The organism is Acetobacter senegalensis (assembly GCF_001499615.1).
Taxonomy (GTDB): Bacteria; Pseudomonadota; Alphaproteobacteria; order Acetobacterales; family Acetobacteraceae; genus Acetobacter; species Acetobacter senegalensis.
Genome location: NZ_LN606600.1, coordinates 1 through 16,644 on the forward strand (window position 1 = coordinate 1; position 16,644 = coordinate 16,644).

The 16,644-nt window shown below is 53.5% G+C and carries 19 protein-coding genes and 2 pseudogenes; 13 read left to right on the forward strand and 8 right to left on the reverse strand.

What is annotated here, in order from left to right:
- The first annotated feature begins 96 nt into the window (after positions 1-96).
- The 4 genes and pseudogenes from tnpA to ASN_RS00020 form a co-directional block, all read left to right on the forward strand.
- The gene (gene tnpA / locus ASN_RS19120; protein ID WP_058986867.1) at positions 97-456 is read left to right on the forward strand and encodes an IS66-like element accessory protein TnpA; all 360 of its coding nucleotides are present in this window, start codon (positions 97-99) and stop codon (positions 454-456) included.
- Positions 453-800, forward strand: a complete 348-nt coding sequence (tnpB, locus tag ASN_RS00010) for an IS66 family insertion sequence element accessory protein TnpB (RefSeq protein ID WP_010510701.1) — start codon at positions 453-455, stop codon at positions 798-800. Before tnpA ends, tnpB begins: the two co-directional genes overlap by 4 nt.
- A gap of 63 nt (positions 801-863) precedes the next feature.
- The gene (tnpC, locus tag ASN_RS00015) at positions 864-2,474 is read left to right on the forward strand and encodes an IS66 family transposase (RefSeq protein WP_058986868.1); all 1,611 of its coding nucleotides are present in this window, start codon (positions 864-866) and stop codon (positions 2,472-2,474) included.
- A gap of 25 nt (positions 2,475-2,499) precedes the next feature.
- Positions 2,500-2,883 (forward strand): annotated as a pseudogene (locus ASN_RS00020) (transposase); the annotation flags it as partial.
- Positions 2,884-3,462: 579 nt separating this feature from the next.
- Here the strand turns inward: ASN_RS00020 and ASN_RS19345 are convergent.
- The 5 genes and pseudogenes from ASN_RS19345 to mscL all read right to left on the reverse strand — a co-directional run bounded on the left by ASN_RS19345 (position 3,463) and on the right by mscL (position 7,321).
- On the reverse strand, positions 3,463-4,554 hold the full coding sequence (locus ASN_RS19345) for a hypothetical protein (RefSeq protein WP_157765063.1): 1,092 nt from the start codon (positions 4,552-4,554) through the stop codon (positions 3,463-3,465).
- A gap of 21 nt (positions 4,555-4,575) precedes the next feature.
- The gene (locus ASN_RS19350) at positions 4,576-4,890 is read right to left on the reverse strand and encodes a hypothetical protein (protein ID WP_157765064.1); all 315 of its coding nucleotides are present in this window, start codon (positions 4,888-4,890) and stop codon (positions 4,576-4,578) included.
- Between the two features lie 247 nt (positions 4,891-5,137).
- Positions 5,138-6,221 (reverse strand): annotated as a pseudogene (locus ASN_RS00030) (IS5 family transposase).
- A 229-nt stretch (positions 6,222-6,450) separates the two neighbouring features.
- Complete coding sequence (locus ASN_RS00035) at positions 6,451-6,813, reverse strand: hypothetical protein (protein WP_058986870.1); 363 nt, start codon at positions 6,811-6,813, stop codon at positions 6,451-6,453.
- Between the two features lie 49 nt (positions 6,814-6,862).
- Positions 6,863-7,321, reverse strand: a complete 459-nt coding sequence (mscL, locus tag ASN_RS00040) for a large conductance mechanosensitive channel protein MscL (protein WP_006557105.1) — start codon at positions 7,319-7,321, stop codon at positions 6,863-6,865.
- A gap of 34 nt (positions 7,322-7,355) precedes the next feature.
- On the opposite strand from mscL, the gene ASN_RS19355 reads away from it, so the two are divergent.
- From ASN_RS19355 to ASN_RS00055, 4 genes are all read left to right on the forward strand, one after another.
- Complete coding sequence (locus ASN_RS19355) at positions 7,356-7,604, forward strand: hypothetical protein (RefSeq protein WP_157765065.1); 249 nt, start codon at positions 7,356-7,358, stop codon at positions 7,602-7,604.
- Entirely contained in the window at positions 7,601-7,828 is a 228-nt protein-coding gene (rpmE, locus tag ASN_RS00045) for a 50S ribosomal protein L31 (RefSeq protein WP_006557103.1), read from the forward strand. The genes ASN_RS19355 and rpmE overlap by 4 nt, the downstream gene beginning before the upstream one ends.
- A gap of 197 nt (positions 7,829-8,025) precedes the next feature.
- Positions 8,026-8,538 (forward strand): Hsp20 family protein, encoded by a 513-nt coding sequence (locus tag ASN_RS00050; protein WP_058986871.1) that lies wholly within the window; start codon positions 8,026-8,028, stop codon positions 8,536-8,538.
- A 209-nt stretch (positions 8,539-8,747) separates the two neighbouring features.
- On the forward strand, positions 8,748-9,350 hold the full coding sequence (locus ASN_RS00055) for a DUF1013 domain-containing protein (protein ID WP_039903101.1): 603 nt from the start codon (positions 8,748-8,750) through the stop codon (positions 9,348-9,350).
- A 65-nt stretch (positions 9,351-9,415) separates the two neighbouring features.
- Here the strand turns inward: ASN_RS00055 and ASN_RS00060 are convergent, their stop codons facing one another.
- Entirely contained in the window at positions 9,416-9,580 is a 165-nt protein-coding gene (locus ASN_RS00060; RefSeq protein ID WP_081473503.1) for a YdcH family protein, read from the reverse strand.
- 234 nt (positions 9,581-9,814) lie between these two features.
- Between ASN_RS00060 and ASN_RS00065 the strand changes: the two genes are divergently transcribed.
- The 3 genes from ASN_RS00065 to ASN_RS00075 are packed head-to-tail and all read left to right on the forward strand — an operon-like array spanning position 9,815 to position 11,796.
- Positions 9,815-10,021 (forward strand): YdcH family protein, encoded by a 207-nt coding sequence (locus ASN_RS00065; protein WP_006557097.1) that lies wholly within the window; start codon positions 9,815-9,817, stop codon positions 10,019-10,021.
- Between the two features lie 33 nt (positions 10,022-10,054).
- Positions 10,055-10,594 carry a 5-(carboxyamino)imidazole ribonucleotide mutase gene (gene purE, locus ASN_RS00070; RefSeq protein ID WP_081939114.1) on the forward strand — a complete coding sequence of 180 codons (540 nt, stop codon included), beginning with the start codon at positions 10,055-10,057 and terminating at the stop codon, positions 10,592-10,594.
- Positions 10,591-11,796: a 5-(carboxyamino)imidazole ribonucleotide synthase gene (locus ASN_RS00075; protein ID WP_058986872.1), complete on the forward strand. Its 1,206-nt coding sequence runs from the start codon at positions 10,591-10,593 to the stop codon at positions 11,794-11,796. The genes purE and ASN_RS00075 overlap by 4 nt, the downstream gene beginning before the upstream one ends.
- A 21-nt stretch (positions 11,797-11,817) precedes the next feature.
- On the opposite strand, the gene ASN_RS00080 is transcribed toward ASN_RS00075, so the two are convergent.
- Positions 11,818-12,558, reverse strand: coding sequence for a JAB domain-containing protein (locus ASN_RS00080; RefSeq protein WP_082666758.1), 741 nt, complete (start codon positions 12,556-12,558; stop codon positions 11,818-11,820).
- 41 nt (positions 12,559-12,599) lie between these two features.
- Positions 12,600-13,412, reverse strand: a complete 813-nt coding sequence (locus tag ASN_RS00085) for a JAB domain-containing protein (RefSeq protein ID WP_058986873.1) — start codon at positions 13,410-13,412, stop codon at positions 12,600-12,602.
- Between the two features lie 48 nt (positions 13,413-13,460).
- Here ASN_RS00085 and ASN_RS00090 point away from each other — a divergent pair, with 48 nt between their 5' ends.
- Positions 13,461-15,692, forward strand: coding sequence for an ATP-dependent helicase (locus ASN_RS00090; RefSeq protein ID WP_197603311.1), 2,232 nt, complete (start codon positions 13,461-13,463; stop codon positions 15,690-15,692).
- Entirely contained in the window at positions 15,692-16,603 is a 912-nt protein-coding gene (locus tag ASN_RS00095) for a 50S ribosomal protein L11 methyltransferase (protein WP_058986874.1), read from the forward strand. Before ASN_RS00090 ends, ASN_RS00095 begins: the two co-directional genes overlap by 1 nt.
- The last annotated feature ends 41 nt before the right edge of the window (positions 16,604-16,644 follow it).

Consider the following 16,644-nt stretch of genomic DNA (forward strand, 5'->3'; position numbering starts at 1 on the left):
TAACCGGCCGTTTGAGGCCGCCTTATGATTAAAGATTGTGACTGGTAACTTACCGTCGTTAACGACGTCGTTATTGACGTCATTTGAGAGGTAAGAATGGCCCAGGAAATCCTGATTGGTGTTGAACGCCGTCGCCGCTGGTCGGATGAACGCAAACTGGCGATACTGTCTGAAGTTGGTGTGGATGGAGCGAGTGTATCGGATGTGGCACGTCGGCATGACCTGACCCGCCAACACCTTTACCAATGGCGGAGTTCATTCCGTCAAAGACTATCTTCGCCAGATCAGTCTGTGGCGTTTATTCCTGTTGCTTCAGTGACGACACCTGCTGTGACATCTGGCGGTGGACCTGACGAACTGGCCATAGTGCTGCGCAATGGCCGTAGTATCAGGGTGACGGGACATCCTGCCGAAGATCTTCTGGCCCGGGTCATCCAGATTGCGGAGACGGCATGATTGGCGTGGGCAACGGCGTGCGTGTCTATCTGGCCTGCGGGGTGACCGATATGCGCAAGGGCATATCGGGTCTGGCAGCACTGGCACAGGACGTGCTGCGTCAGAACCCGACATCAGGGGCGCTCTTTGCTTTTCGTGGTCGCCGTGGCGACAGGATCAAGCTTCTGATGTGGGACGGTCAGGGGTTCTGTCTTTATTACAAGGTGCTTGAGAAGGGACGTTTTCCATGGCCGTCTCCGGCAGAGGGCGTTGCACGCCTGACGACAGCACAGATGGCCATGCTGTGGGAAGGCATGGAGTGGAGACGCCCTTCCTGGTCTGCACCACCGTCTCGCGTAGCCTGATTTTTATGGCGTGATCGTGTAGAACCTTTTGAATTTTCTTAGATTTTCTGCTATTTTTTCATAATGACGCCTGCACCCGTGGTCCTGCCTGATGATCCGGATATCCTGAGGGAAATGATTGTTTCCCTGCAGACCGAAGTGGCCCGGCTTTCTGCGTCGGCCCGTGCGTATGAGGCTCTTGTCCAGTCTCTCAAAATCCGGATCGCACGCCTTCAGAAACAGAAATTCGGGGCCAGTTCAGAAAAGATAGACCGTGAGATTGAACAGCTCGAACTGCTCCTTGAAGATGTAAAAATCGCCATCGCGGCAGCCGATCCTTCTCCTGATATCAGGGAGCATGATGTCAGCGATGATGCAGTCTCTCCCCCACGGCAGCGTGGCAAACCACAGGTTTCTGACACGACACCACGGGAGCGTATTGTTCTCGACCCGGGTGAGGCCTGTCCTGCCTGTGGCGGTCCTCTGCGTCTTGTAGGCGAAGATGTCACCGAAATACTGGACTTTATTGCGGCAAAACTGAAAGTTGTCGAAACGGCACGGCTGAAGAAATCCTGCCGCCATTGCGAAACGATGGTGCAGCCTGAAGCACCGTCGCGCCCTGTTCCACGGGGGATGGCTGGCCCCGGGCTTCTGGCCCATATCCTGGTCTCGAAATTCGATGACCATATCCCGCTTTATCGTCAGAACGAGATCTTTGCCCGTCAGGGTGTGGACATTCCCCGTTCAACCCTGATCGACTGGTGTGGTCAGGCCGTTGCCGTTCTGCGTCCTCTCACAGATCTGATCCGTCAGGATGTCGTAAAGGCAGACCTGCTGCATGCCGATGATACACCCATCCAGGTTCTTGATTCCCGTCTGCGCCAGGCTGGGAAACCACGTGGTGTGAAGGAAGGGCGGATCTGGACCTATCTGCGCGATCCCCGCCCCTGGGGCGGGAGTGATCCGCCCGCCGTGGCCTACTGGTTCTCTCCCGATCGCAAGGGGATCAATCCCCAGACCCATCTGGCACAGTTCCGGGGCATTCTGCAGGCTGACGCCTACGCGGGGTTCAGGGATCTGTATAAACCCGATGCAACGGGAACCGTGCATGTGCGCGAAGCGGCCTGCTGGGCTCATCTCCGCAGGGCCTTCCATGATGTCTGGAAGGGCAGTGATTCGACAATCGCAAGGGAAGCACTCGAGCAGATCGGGGAACTCTACGATATCGAGCGGCAGCTCACCGGGTCTCCTGCTCCGTATCGTCTGGCTGTCCGACAGGAAAAAAGCCGCCCTCGTGTCACAGCATTCCACGCATGGTGCGAAACACAGCTCGCCCGTATCCCTGGCAAGGGGGAACTGGCAAAAGCAATCCGTTATGCGCTCAACCGGTGGGCAGCCTTTACCCTCTTCCTCGAAGATGGTCGTGTTGCCATCGACAACAATCCTGCCGAACGGGCCATACGACCGGTATGCGTCGGGCGGAAAAACTATCTGTTTGCCGGTTCAGACGCCGGGGGCGACAACATCGCTGATGCCATGACGCTTATCGAAAGCGCAAAACTTTCAGGCCTCAACCCGCACGATTACCTCGCCGATGTTCTCGCCCGCATCAACGAACACAAGATCAACCGCCTCCACGAATTGTTGCCATGGAACTGGCAACCCGCGAATACGCTTCACAAAAAGGCCGCATAATCAAGGCGGCACAGAACGGCCGGTTACGACGGATGCCGCCGCCAGCGATGGTGTCAGACTACGTGAGGGGCTTCTTGATCACAGCAATACGGCGTCTGATGTCTGGGCAGATACAGCTTACCGCTCAAAAGCCAATGAGGATTTCATGGAAAAGCATGGCTTTGTCTCGAAGGTTCACAGGAAAAAGCCTCATCTCAAGCCCATGCCACGACATATCCAGAAATCGAATGCAGGAAAGTCCGTTATTCGGTCGCGTGTCGAGCATGTTTTTGCCGATCAGAAAGCGCAGACAGGACTGTTCATACGAACCGTAGGCATAACGCGAGCCACCATGAGGATCGGGCTGGCCAATATCGTCTATAATATGCGCCGCTTTCTCCTCCTGGAGCGAATTAACGCCGCAGCGTAGCAATCCAGAGCATGAGACCTTCACTCTGCTCAAAACGCAGAGTGAAAATCAGGTCAACAAACCAGCAAGCAACACGCAAAAAAAGAACCAATTAACGGTTCTTCGATCCCTCCAGCTCAAACATTTTCGTCGTTTCGCAACGCGCTACGATCGCAGAACCATCCATTTCATAGGCTTCATCTATCTCGCAGCAGCCATGACCTGGAGCGCTTGAATGTCGATTATCCCTAGTACCGTCTACAATATGCACCACTTTCAGGTCCATCCTAAATTTCCTGTTTGGGCATTTGATGCAAAAGAAAAAAATGACGACGCTACCCTCAAACTGCTCTTTCCGGCCTTGAATCGGGCAGGAAAAGAGTGGATCATACCCACAAGGGAATGAAGCGTCACAAAGACACAGTTCGCCATTCTCTTTAGGGAACGTTTTGAACACGCAAACCGGTAATCAGGACATATAAACGTGTCCCAAACACTAATTTCCTGACACTCCCACACCCTGAAGAACTACCGATCATTGGGCCCAAAAGACTTCAAACTACTATTTTTTGATCTCTCCAAGCATCCCATGGGGATTCTTCAATGTTGTATCTTGCTCGACGATAAAACTCTAATTTGATCTTCTGCGTTGATGTTGCTTACATCATCGCTATCGACACTAGGAGTTAAAGCAAAAACAATGCAGTCCCCCATTTTTATCTCAACAGGTAAATTTTTAACGAAAATTTGTTCATTAATTTGATTTAGACCCTTTGAAGAGAATTTTTTATTAAATATAATTTCGGAATCTTTATCTAAAAAGGGAGAATTTATTTTTCCATTCTGCATTGATCTGTCATTCCAAGTGAATTTTTGCTTCCTATGATTTGGGAATTTTCTATCACAGCTTCCATTTTTGTATATATAGATATACGAATTTATTGACCATTTTTTTAAAGGTAAATTACCAAAACTCCGAGGAGGTGCAAAAGACACATTCCCATATATATCAAATATACTGCCAGGCTTTAAATTTGTTTCTTTAGATACAGGGATAACAGAATATGCATTTAAAGAATTTTTCCTGTAAGATGGAGATATTGTAAATTCAGCGTCCAAGCCAGAATTATAGAATATATTTACATCTTTTTCCCGTATAGGAGTATAAATCAAATTAACATTAGACTGCATATGATATATCCTGTTAGAAAAATCAGTTCCGTCAAACAACATAAGTATACACCCTCCATTCCCTAAGCTAATATCGAAACCTCTCTTGAAATTTATATTTATATCCATCTTCTCCATTCCAAAATGAGATTGTTTTACGACAGAAGAAGAAATTATTTTCTGTTTATATTTACTGAAATACTCTTCATAGCTATTTATAACAGTGCCATTTTGTGGACAGTTTAGGGATTTTGTATAGGAAATAGTAAACAACGAAACGGACTGCGGCTGCCTATTTATAGATCCCACAGTTTTTGTATAAAAAGAACCCTTTATACCTAGGAGACGAATATCTCCTTTTATTGGAAAAGAAAAAACATTTTTCTTTTGAAAATTAAAACTTTTTTTATCAAGAGTATATTTTAAGCTAAGAGTTTCTTCAGGAGCAGCGCATGCTATATTAGGATAAAAAGTAAAGGTCGCACTAATTAGAGCAATGCATAATAAAAAAAACATACGCACTCCCGCATCCTCCACAATACATTATAACGAACGCTTAAATCTTACAAAAGATTTGCGCGCAAATATATCATTAGACACACTCTTGTTACGCATTATACCCCAGTGATTTTTGAATAAAAATTTTATGCTTTTTTTTGCTCTCTTCCCATTTACCAAAGCATGCTGTGATAAATAGTAATCTCCAATATCTGCCAAGAGAGTCACTTCTATATGGGTATCTTTTTCTATAAATATTTTTTCATTATGCCCTAGCTGGCTAGAATGCTTTTGTGGTGTTGCTTTTATATAGGTATCATTTTTTGCGCTCAAAACAAATCTTTTGTTTATTTTCTTCATGAATTTCCCTCAGAAAGTATCTTTGAATAGGTTACACAACCTAATGTGAAATTGTTTTCTTTGCAACTTACTAGTTATCATTTGTCAGTATACGGCTCTATCCAAGGTGAAGAAATCAAAGAGCCGTTGATTGAGGCCGCAGTGTTCTAATTTTGGGCTCAACGAGCAGGTATTGATGGTTCTGGGTGATGACTTTCGCTCTGGGTCTGGGGCAAAGAGGGAAATATTATCCTTATCCTCTGGTTTTCTAAGCAGTGATGCTGATCCGCTCCAGTAGGAGAAAGCGGCGCATGTTGTAGACGATATTAGCCCGCCCAATTTTCATGGTGGCCCGTGTGATACCGACGGTGCGTATGAACAATCCCATCTGTGATTTCTGATCAGCAAAGACATGCTCAACGCGAGACCGGATAACGGACTTGCGCGCATTGGACCGCTGGATATGACAGGGCATAGGCTTGAGATGTGGCTTTTTCCTATGAACCTTTGAGACGAAACCCTCTTTGTCCATGAAGTCCTCATTCGCTTTCGAGCGATAGGCGGTGTCAGCCCAGACCGTTGAAGCCGTATTGGTTTTATCCAACAGCCCTTCTCTCAATCGCGCACCATCACCGGCGGCCGCATCCGTCGTCTTCCATTTCCGGATGAACCGGAACTTCCGGTCGATGGAAATATGCGATTTATAGCCAAAGAACGGGATAGCGAGATCGCTGAACGGCATGGTTCCGTCGTCCTGAGGCTTTGCTTTCGTGAACTTCAGTGTCCAGCGTGCATGACGATCCTTGTGGGACAGCTTTGCGGGTTTGTCCTGCCAGTCTTGAGGGATCCGTCCCACCCGAAGATCCGTCTTCTCCGCGTTGGTATTGCGCTGCTTTGGAGCAGCCACCAGCGTTGCGTCCAGGATCTGGCCTGACATTGGGAGATAACCAGCGTTCCGCAGCGTTGCGTCAAAGCGATTGAACAGGCCACCGATCGCACCCGCCTGTGTCAGACGCTCGCGAAAGAGCCAGACCGTTTTGGCATCCGGTATCCGGCCCGACAGCCCCAGACCAAGGAAACGCATAAAGGAGAGCCGGTCGTTTGTCAGGTATTCTGTTCGCTCATCAGACAAATTGTTCAGAGTCTGGATCACCAGGATCTTGAACATCAGAACCGGATCAAATAGCGGACGCCCGCCTTTGCTTCCATCCGAACAGGCCAGAGCCTGATCAAGATCAGGGCGGAACACCTCAAAATCCACAGTACGGGAAAAACGCTTCAAGCTGATTCCCCAGCCCGCTCAAATGAGCAAGCCGCTCTTCAACATCAAAGAAACCCGGCGGCTTCATGATTTATCCTCCCAATCACCATAGGAGGCATGGAATCACAGATACGTACTCAAAACCAAGGGGTTTTTAGAACCCTCCACATGTCTGACACGGCAGACAATCTTTAAACCCGCGATATTTTTATCATACAGAGATCAGGACAGACATCCCACGGCTCGAAATCATAGGATTTTGGATTATTTTGTAATAAAATAATATTTTCAAATGAAGAATCCATACTTTTTCAAAATTTTTAATTTTCAATTTCCGATAGATATTCTTTTATTCTATTTGAATAAATCCTCACATTTATTCTAGAAGGCTCCTTCTCCGCCATCAGCACACTCAGCAACGCCATCTGATCTGCTTGAGCCAGTCTAATAACGTCCTGTGGCGCAAGGTCGCCGGACATCACTCTTCCCCGCGCCATGCCGTGGGCGATGATATAGCTATATATCAGCGTGGTTGGTGTGGGGGTTATTTTGACCGCTGCCATGGGGGCTTGGCACCCAGCCAACAGGCTCACGGCCACCATGGTGCAGCATAGGCCGCGGAAACGGCGTAAAAAAAACGGAAAGGCAGACATAGGGCGCTTCATATAGGAAGCGTAGCCCATATCCGCCTTTCCGGGAATAATCTCTTCACGCAGGAATGCGTGTCAGAAATCAGACCTTGCGGGCTGCAAGCTCATCACGGATCTGCTCAAGCAGAACTTCCGTTTTGGTGGGCGGCGGCGGTTCAGCCGGAGCAGCCTCTTCACGCACATGCAGGCGGGTCAGCGCCTTCACGACCCAGAAGATCACCAGAGCCGTAATCAGGAACTGGATGACCGTGTTCAGGAACAGGCCGATGTTGATGGTAACAGCGCCAGCCTTCTGGGCTTCTGCCAGCGTGGCCAGATGCGGCCCCTTGAGGGTGACAAACAGGTTGGAGAAATCAATCCCGCCAATCAGCAGACCGATAAGGGGGTTGAACACGTCCTTCACCAGACTGTTGACAATGCCGGTGAACGCCGCACCCACAATCACACCAACGGCCAGATCAACCACGTTGCCACGCATAATAAAGGCGCGGAATTCGGAGACCCAGGTAGGGGTATGCACCCGAGATTTAATGTCAGCCATACAGCAGTGCTTTCCTTCACATCTACAATAATGCGTGTCTGTACCAACGTTGCGTGGTATTTCACAAGAAAAAAGGAAAAATGCGGTAAATTTCCGCCTGCCCCTGATACCTTTTTGCCATGCCGTTAAACGTTATAACACCAAAATCCCCTTCACCACAGCCAATATTCAGGTTTCTGCGGAAGAGTTGTTGATCCCGCCCGCACAGATGGGTATATGCACTGGCACGCATAGCCCGGTCGGCATCGGGACAGCTTTGTTTGAACAGAAAGACTCATCATGAAACCCGGCATTCACCCTGACTATCACGAAATTAACGTCATCATGACCGATGGCACCGAATACAAGACTCGGTCATGCTACGGCAAACCCGGCGACACCCTGCGTCTGGACGTAGACACCAAGTCTCATCCGGCATGGACAGGCGTGCAGCGTATGCTGGACACCGGGGGTCAGGTGGCAAAATTCAACAAGCGCTTTGCTGGTATCGGTACCCGCACAAAGTAATACGCCACCTTCTTTCAGGTCGTATGAAAAATCTGGAGCCCCGCCCCTTGAAACAGGGAGCGGGGTTTTCCACGTTTAGCTGTGATGAAAACGCCCGGCATGGGGTTTCATCACACCACTAGATCCGCCGGAGAGGCCTGCCGTAAGGGGGCCAGTTCAAACTCCGGCATGACCTTGCTGAACGAGGAGGTTTTCTTATGAGCTATGATTTTGCACCGCTGTTCCGTACCGCTATCGGCTTTGATCGACTGGCGCAGGTCATGGATACCGCAGCCCGGAACACGGCTACCCCCAGCTACCCACCCTATGACATCGCCAAGACCGGAAATGACAGCTACGCCCTGACAATGGCTGTGGCTGGCTTTGGCCCTGATGATATTGAACTTGTTGTGCAGGACAACACGCTGGTTGTTTCTGGTCGCGTCAGCGAGCCGCAGAATGAAGGGGAAATTCTGCATCGAGGCATCGCCCGTCGCGCGTTCGAGCGTCGGTTCGCATTGGCTGATCATGTAGAGGTAACCGGCGCGGAAATGAACAACGGTCTTTTGCGGATATCAGTCAGGCAGATCATGCCGGAGGCCCTGAAGCCGCGCCGTATCCCGGTTCAGTCCGCAGCATCTGCTCCCGCTCCAGTTGTGCACCCTCCGGTAGCAGCCGAAGGAGCCAACACATCAAGCCCTGCGCCGGAGCTTCCCGCAGCGGCTGCGTAATTTTTCCATCAAGAACCAGCACAAAAAGGAGGGGCTCAGGCTCCTCCTTTTCTGTTTGATGCATTTGCTTCTTGACCTATGCGGGGCGGTCCGCCCATATCGTCGCCAACTCATGCGCGCCGGCAGGCACGCGGGCCTTCGGACAGGTTTCCGAACCGTCACTTTCTCCGGTGCCTGCGCAAGCGCCGCCCGACGACAGGATGGAACCAATGACGACCCTACCGCTGATGCCCAAGGCCACCGCCGTGTGGTTGATTGAAAAGACAGCCCTGAGTTTTACGCAGATTGCCGAATTCTGTGGCATGCACCCGCTGGAAGTACAGGCCATTGCTGACGGTGAGGTTGCGCAGGGAATTGTCGGGTATGACCCCATTGCCAACCGCCAGTTGACCCAGGAAGAAATCAGCCGATGTGAAGCCAACCCGGACGCAAAACTAAAAATTCTTTCCTCTGGCAATCCGGTCAAGCGTCGCTCAAAAGGGGCACGCTATACACCTGTTGCCAAACGGCATGATCGTCCGGATGGCATTGCCTTCCTGCTGCGTAATTTTCCGCAGTTGGGGGATCAGGAAATTGTCAAACTGCTGGGTACCACCAAGGACACCATCGCCAAGGTGCGCAACAAGCAGCATTGGAACACTCCCAACATCAAACCGCGTGATCCGGTTACCATTGGTTTGTGCAGCCAGACCGATCTGAATGCAGCCGTAACAGCAGCCACGTTGCGTCTGGAACGTGAAGGGCAGGAAATTCCGCAGCCGCCGCCCATGCTGGACGAACCGCATGAGCATGAAAGCAAGGTTGAAGACTGATCATTCCTTGGTCTGGTCGGCTTTTAAGGCCGACCAGATAGCTCTTTTATGGAGCCTGAGCCTCATCAGGAAGAAAGGCGCTCGATTTCTTCCTTGAGACGAAGTTTCTGGAGTTTGAGGGTCATGAGAACCCGAGCATCAGGTCGGGGTCGTCCCCCTTCTGCAGAGATCTGCTGATCAATCCGTGAGTGGCGAGATTTAAGACTTTCAATCCTCGACAGGAGCGTCATCGCTGCCTCCATTCGGTTGATGGTCATAATACCGTAACGCACGCTCCGGCGAATTTTTCATGTTTTTTTCATGAGGCAGGCATTTTAGGTATGCGCTATGGTCATATCTGTTTTTTTGCTTTTTGCCGCTGGTTTCCATTCTGAACATGCGCAAGACTGAACCCAATACGGCTGAAGCGCCCCACACTGCCCTATTCATCGGCACATGATTCGTCGTGCAGGAGACCAAGTAACATGCTGAAAGACCGCGATTCACTGCTCGGCCAGCTTCATGAACTTCGCAGTGAACATCGTGATCTGGACACCATCATCAGTCGGTTAACGCAGGACCCCGCGCCAATAGATCAGCTTCATCTCCAAAGACTGAAAAAGCGCAAACTTTTGCTGCGTGACCGGATTGCATGGCTTGAAAGCCAGCTTATCCCCGATGATATTGCCTGACCGTTTTTTCCTGATACTGGACGCAACCCCACCGTGAGCGAAACTTCTCCCCTGCCCGCAGCCACCAGCCAGACCACCACTCCCGAACCCAAAGTGGGCATTATCATGGGCAGCCAGTCAGACTGGGACACCATGCGTCATGCGGATGCCATTCTGACTGAACTTGAAATTCCGCATGAAACCCTGATTGTCTCGGCACACCGCACGCCAGACCGTTTGGCTGATTATGCCAAAAGCGCAGCCGGGCGCGGGCTTTCGGTTATTATTGCCGGCGCTGGGGGCGCTGCACATCTGCCGGGTATGTGCGCGGCATGGACACGCCTGCCGGTGCTGGGTGTTCCGGTGGAATCCCGTGCCCTGAAAGGCATGGACAGTCTACTGTCCATCGTTCAGATGCCGGGTGGTATTCCGGTGGGAACGCTGGCCATTGGCTCTTCGGGCGCCAAAAACGCTGCTCTGCTGGCGGCCGCCATTCTGGCGTTGCAGGAACCGGAACTTGCCGCACGGCTTGAAGCCTGGCGTGCTTTGCAAACGGCCTCCGTTGCCAACACTCCCATGACAGACGAAGAATGACCCCGTTTCCCTCCACTTCCGCCAGTGCTCCTCTTGGCCCGAATGCCGTTATTGGTATTGTCGGGGGCGGCCAGTTGGGCCGTATGTCCGCCATGGCCGCGGCCAAGCTTGGTTTCAGAACGCATATTCTGACCAAAGACCCCAACAGCCCTGCAGCGCAGGTTTCGCACGGCGTTACCCTCGGCGCGTATGATGATCTGAAAGCACTGGACGCCTTCGCCCGTGGCGTGGATGTAGTGACGTTCGAATTCGAGAACATCAGCGCCGACGCCATGGACTGTCTCTCCCAATACTGTCCCGTGCGGCCCTCCGGCCATATTCTTCGCATCAGTCAGGACCGGCTGGCGGAAAAGACGTTCTTCACGGAAAATGGCATCCCGCTTGCGCCATGGCATGCGGTTACGGATCGTGCGTCTCTCCATGCGGCGGCAGAAACACTTGGCCTGCCCTTTATCCTGAAAACCACCCGCAACGGATATGACGGTAAAGGCCAAAGCCGCATTCATCACCCTGCGGACCTTGAAACTGCTTTCAATACGCTTGCTCCGCATCCGCTGGTAGCAGAAGGCATGGTGGATTTTGCGTGTGAACTGAGTGTGATGGTCGTGCGCGGTATAGATGGCACCGTCCGCTGTTTTGATCCGGGCATGAACCGTCATCGTGATGGGATTCTCGACCTCACATTAGCTCCGGCCCCCGTTGAACCTGCCATCAGTGCCCAAGCGCAGGCTTTGGCCGTGTCCATTGCAGAAAAACTTGATCTGGTGGGTATTCTGGGTGTGGAAATGTTTCTGGACCACACCGGTGCGCTACTGGTGAATGAAATCGCACCACGGCCACATAATTCGGGCCATTGGACCATGGATGCGTGCCCGGTCGATCAGTTTGACATGCATATCCGCGCCGTAACAGGTATGCCGCTTCCTCCCGCCATCCGTCATTCCGATGCTGTGATGAAAAATCTGATCGGGCCTGACGACATGGCGCTATGGCCACAGATTATCGGCACCCCCGGTCTGCTGCCCCATTTATATGGCAAGGAAGAAGCACGGCCCGGCCGCAAGATGGGCCATGTGAATTGCATTTTCCCGTTTGGGAGCCTGCCCGGAGAACTTGGCATTCAGGATGCATTGGGCCCTCTGGCTACAAAGTCCACGCCCGAGGAAGTGACCGAAACATCAGCAGAAACGGTATCGTCCTGACTGCTTGAAGGAAGTCGGGCCTTAGAACAGTCCCTCTTCCTTCAAACTGACCAGACGTGAGCCGCCAACAATCACATGGTCCAAGACGGTTATGCCCATAAGACTGGCGGCCTGGGCAATGCGATGCGTCATGGCGATATCTTCCTGCGAAGGCGAAGGATCACCGCTGGGGTGATTATGCACCAGAATCAGACCCACCGCTTTTAACTCCAACGCCCTGCGTACAACTTCCCGGGGATAGACCGGTGTATGGTCCACTGTACCGCGTCCCTGCATTTCATCAGCCAGAAGGCAGCGGTGCGCGTCCAGAAACAGAACCCGCACCTGCTCCACCAGTTCCTGCGCCAGCATAGCCCGAAGGTAGGCGTAAAGCTGATCTTTATCCGCCAGCACGTTGTTGCGCATAAGCCGGGCACGTTGCAGCCTGATACCCGCTTCATGCGCCAGCAGGAAATAAACCTGCAAAAGACTGTTCCCGCCTGTGGCTTCCTCCATGTCCGGTAAGGACGCACGGATGGTTGCCGCCAACGATCCAAAACGCTGCAGGAGTGCCACGGCGAGATCATCCGGGTTGATAGAGCGCGACGCGACAGCCGCAATCAGACGCGCCAGAATCTCCTTGTCATCAAGGGCTGGAGCATCTGGTGTGTCACCACCATCAGGCTCATACCCCATAAGGCGCGTAAGAAAGGGCAGTTCCACGGGCTTCATGCCGTGTAACGCCGGACCCATATCGGCAAAGCCTTTGCCCTTAGGGGTCACAGACTTTGTGCTTCCTGTTTTCCTGAAAGCGGGCGTCTTCTTCACCACTCCTGCCCTACCAGCCGGAAGCTACGCCATTCCCCCTTTTTCAGAACCAGATGATCGTGCACATCCACAGCAAACAGCGGGGCCTCTTTCAGCAACATCTGCACAAACGGTGTATCGGCCGCCATCTGACGATCGGGCTCCAGCGTTACTGGCGTCAATCTTATGGTAATCACGGCAGAGGCGTTCACTGCGAGAACTCGCTGCAAAAGAAACGCAACAGCAGACCGTAATGCCTCTTCCATCGCCTTGGCAGTCTGTGCCTTGCTTGCAGCAGGCTGAGAAGCAGACGTCTCAGCCTCATCTGGCACCTGTTCATCGGCCAGAAGCTGATTCCGGCTATCCAGAAACAAGACCCGCATCTGGCCTGCAGGCAGTCTGGCGTAATGCACATCACAATATTGCAGCAGTGCATCCCAACTGCCGAGAACAACGCGCACCTGTTCTTCAGGCTTGGCCATGCTGTCCGCCACGGCGGGCATAAGTGTCAGCAGCCTTGTGGAAAGTGGACCAACGCCCTGTTTTTTCAGACTCTCTGCCGGAGCCTCCAGCACGGCAGCCAGAGACCCGAAATGATTGATCAACGCCTTGGCCTGCGGTTTGGTATCCCGCCGTGGCACGCCGGGAAACAGCAGCATTTCCAGTATTTCATAATCAGCGAGTGAGTCCGCCCCCCTTTTCAACACACGTTGGCGCATGCGCTGCCGGTGGCCTTTGGGGCCAGTGCTGGCAAATGCAGGACCATCCGCAGCCCCGGCCGCTTTTTCACAGGGCGTTCCTGCTTTTTCTCCCGTAAACGGGCCGTCCATTCTGTCACTCCGATTGGCCTGAGGCGTGCAAGACTATATAAGAGCCAGGTGACTACATCCGAACACCCCTCCTCACCGCTTTTTTCATCGTCCTCTGGTGAAGGCGAGTCCTATCTGGCGCGCCTGAACCCGGAACAACGCACGGCGATTGAAACAACCGATGGCCCCCTGCTGGTTCTGGCTGGTGCGGGAACGGGAAAAACGCGGGTGCTTACAACCCGCTTTGCCCATATTCTGCTCACAGGCCGCGCCAAGCCATGGCAGATTCTGGCCGTGACCTTCACCAACAAGGCCGCGCGTGAAATGCGCGAACGGATCGGGTTTATTCTGGGCGAACCCGCGGAAGGCCTATGGCTGGGCACGTTCCATGCCCTGTGCGCCCGCATGCTGCGCCGCCATGCGGAATATGTGGGCCTGACACACAGCTTCACAATTCTGGATACGGATGATCAGTTACGCCTGCTCAAACAGGTGATGGAGCCGTGGCGCATTGATATCAAACGCTGGCCTGCACCAGGCCTGTTAGGCGTGATCCAGCGCTGGAAAGACCGGGGCCTGACGCCCGAACGCGTAACCGACACCGAAGATTCGGATTTTGCGGACGGTCATGCCCGCGCTATCTATGCCGCGTATCAGACCCGCCTGCGCCAGTTGAACGCCTGTGACTTTGGCGATCTGATGCTGCATGTCACAGAAATTCTGCGCACACGCCCTGATGTGCTGGACCAGTATCACCGCCTGTTCCGCTATATTCTGGTGGATGAATATCAGGATACCAATACCGTTCAGTACCTCTGGCTGCGGTTACTCGCCAAACGTTCCGGCGCGCCCTCCAACATCTGCTGCGTGGGGGATGATGACCAGTCCATCTATTCCTGGCGCGGTGCGGAAGTTGAAAACATTCTCCGCTTTGAAAAAGACTTCCCCGGCGCGCAGATTGTGCGGTTGGAACGCAATTATCGCTCCACGCAGCATATTCTGGGGGCCGCGGCCGGCCTGATTGCCCATAATGGCGAACGGCTGGGCAAGACCCTCCGCTCCGGCAAGGAAGACGCCCGCGGCGAGAAAGTTACTGTCACCGGGGTGTGGGATTCTGATGCAGAAGCCCGTGCCGTGTGTGACGCAGCAGAAAAATTCAAGGCTCAAGGCCACTCACTGGCAGAAATGGCCATTCTGGTACGCGCTGGTTTCCAGACGCGCGCTTTTGAAGAACGGCTGGTGCAGATTGGCCTGCCCTATCGCATTGTCGGTGGCCTCCGCTTTTATGAACGCGCGGAAATCCGGGATGCTTTGGCCTATATGCGCGCCGTGCATCAGCCCGCGGATGATCTGGCATTTGAACGGATCATTAACACGCCCAAACGTGGCGTTGGCCCTGCCGCTTTGCAGAAATTCCACGCCGCCGCCCGTGCCAGAGAAGTGCCGCTGTCAGCTGGAACGCAGGCCCTTCTGACTGAAGGCGGCGTAAAAGGTAAAATGGCGGATCAAGTCCGCAAACTGCTGGACGTGCTCTCCACCACGCGGGACATTCTGGCGCGTGAAGGGCATGTGGTGGCCGTGGAGCATCTGCTTGAAGAAAGCGGCTATCTGGATATGTGGCGGAATGACCGCTCGCCAGAGGCTCCGGGGCGGCTGGAAAACCTGAAAGAACTGGTACGCGCTCTGGCCGATTTCGGCACGCTTGGCGAGTTTCTGGAACACGTCGCGCTGGTGATGGAGCATGATGAAAACGCAGGTGAAGCCAAGCTCTCGCTCATGACCCTGCATGGGGCCAAGGGGCTGGAATTTGACATTGTCTTCCTGCCCGGCTGGGAGGAAGGCGTTTTTCCCTCACAGCGCACGCTGGATGAAGGCGGCCTGAAAGGGCTGGAGGAAGAACGGCGTCTTGCCTATGTGGGCATTACCCGTGCCCGCAAACACGCCCTGATCTATCATGCTGGCAGCCGCCGCATTTATGCCAACTGGCAGCCTTCCATGCCCAGCCGCTTTCTGGACGAACTGCCCGAAGAGCATGTGGCCCGCCAAAACGAGGGCGCGACCCAGCGCCGTGGCCTGAACCTGTCTGATTCGGTTTTTGAAGGCGGCATGCCTCTCACCAGCCGTCGGCGGCAGGACCCGCTTCTGGCGGAAACAGCCCCCGCCTTCCAGCTTGGTGACCATGTGCGCCACCCCCGGTTTGGCGTGGGTATCATTATCGGTGCAGACCGGCACCATCTTGAGGTCGTCTTTGAAAGTGGCGACACCAAGCGTCTTCTGTCCTCCTTCATAGAGAAACTTTAATGGCCGCTCCTCCCCGCAGACACGCTACCGCACTTGAAACGGTTACGGTCACTGTTCCTGAAGCGGCTGTTGAGGCCTATGAAAACGCCATTGGCAGCGTATGCACCACGGTTGGTATTTTTGAAGCCAACCCGGAAGGCACGTTGTGGCGCGTAGAAGGTGTGAAAGACGTTGGGCACCGGGATGATGACCTCGCCCTTGCCCTGACCCTGGCAGAACTGACCAGCAGCGTAAGCGCAGACCTCAACCGTGTTCCGACAGAAGCCGAGGGATGGCTGGCGCGTACCTATGAATCCTTCCCCGAACAGGAAGTAGGCCAGCATTTTGTTGTTCGCGGCACCCATCTGCCAAACACCCCCAGCCCCACCCGCATTGTGCTGACACTGGATGCCGGCGTGGCCTTCGGGTCTGGCGAACATGGCTCTACCCGGGGGTGCCTGCGGGCTCTGGAACGCATTGCGTACCGCAAACCCCGGCGCATTCTTGATCTGGGATGTGGCTCCGGCATTCTGGCCATGGCTGCAGCCGCCCTGTTGCATCAGAAGGTTCTGGCCGTGGATATCGAACCATGGTCCGTGCGGGTTTCTGCCGAGAATGCCAAACGCAATGGCCTGAGCCGCTCGCTCATATGCCGTCTGGGCAATGGCTGGGAAACGCCGGAAATCCGGCATAATGCGCCGTATGATCTGGTCTTCGCCAACATTCTCGCCCGCCCCCTGTGCCTTATGGCCAAGGATCTTGCCCAGAATCTGGCTCCCGGCGGCACGGTCATTCTGGCAGGGCTGCTCCGCACCCAGATCCGCATGGTTCTGGCCGCACACCGCAGGCAGGGGCTGGTGCTGGAACACACTTTCCTTGAAGGGGATTGGGCCACGCTGGTGCTGCGTCGTCCCTATGGTGCTTCCGCCTGATACGCTCCCTTCCCGGCCTGTGCGCTTTTCCACCGCATGGG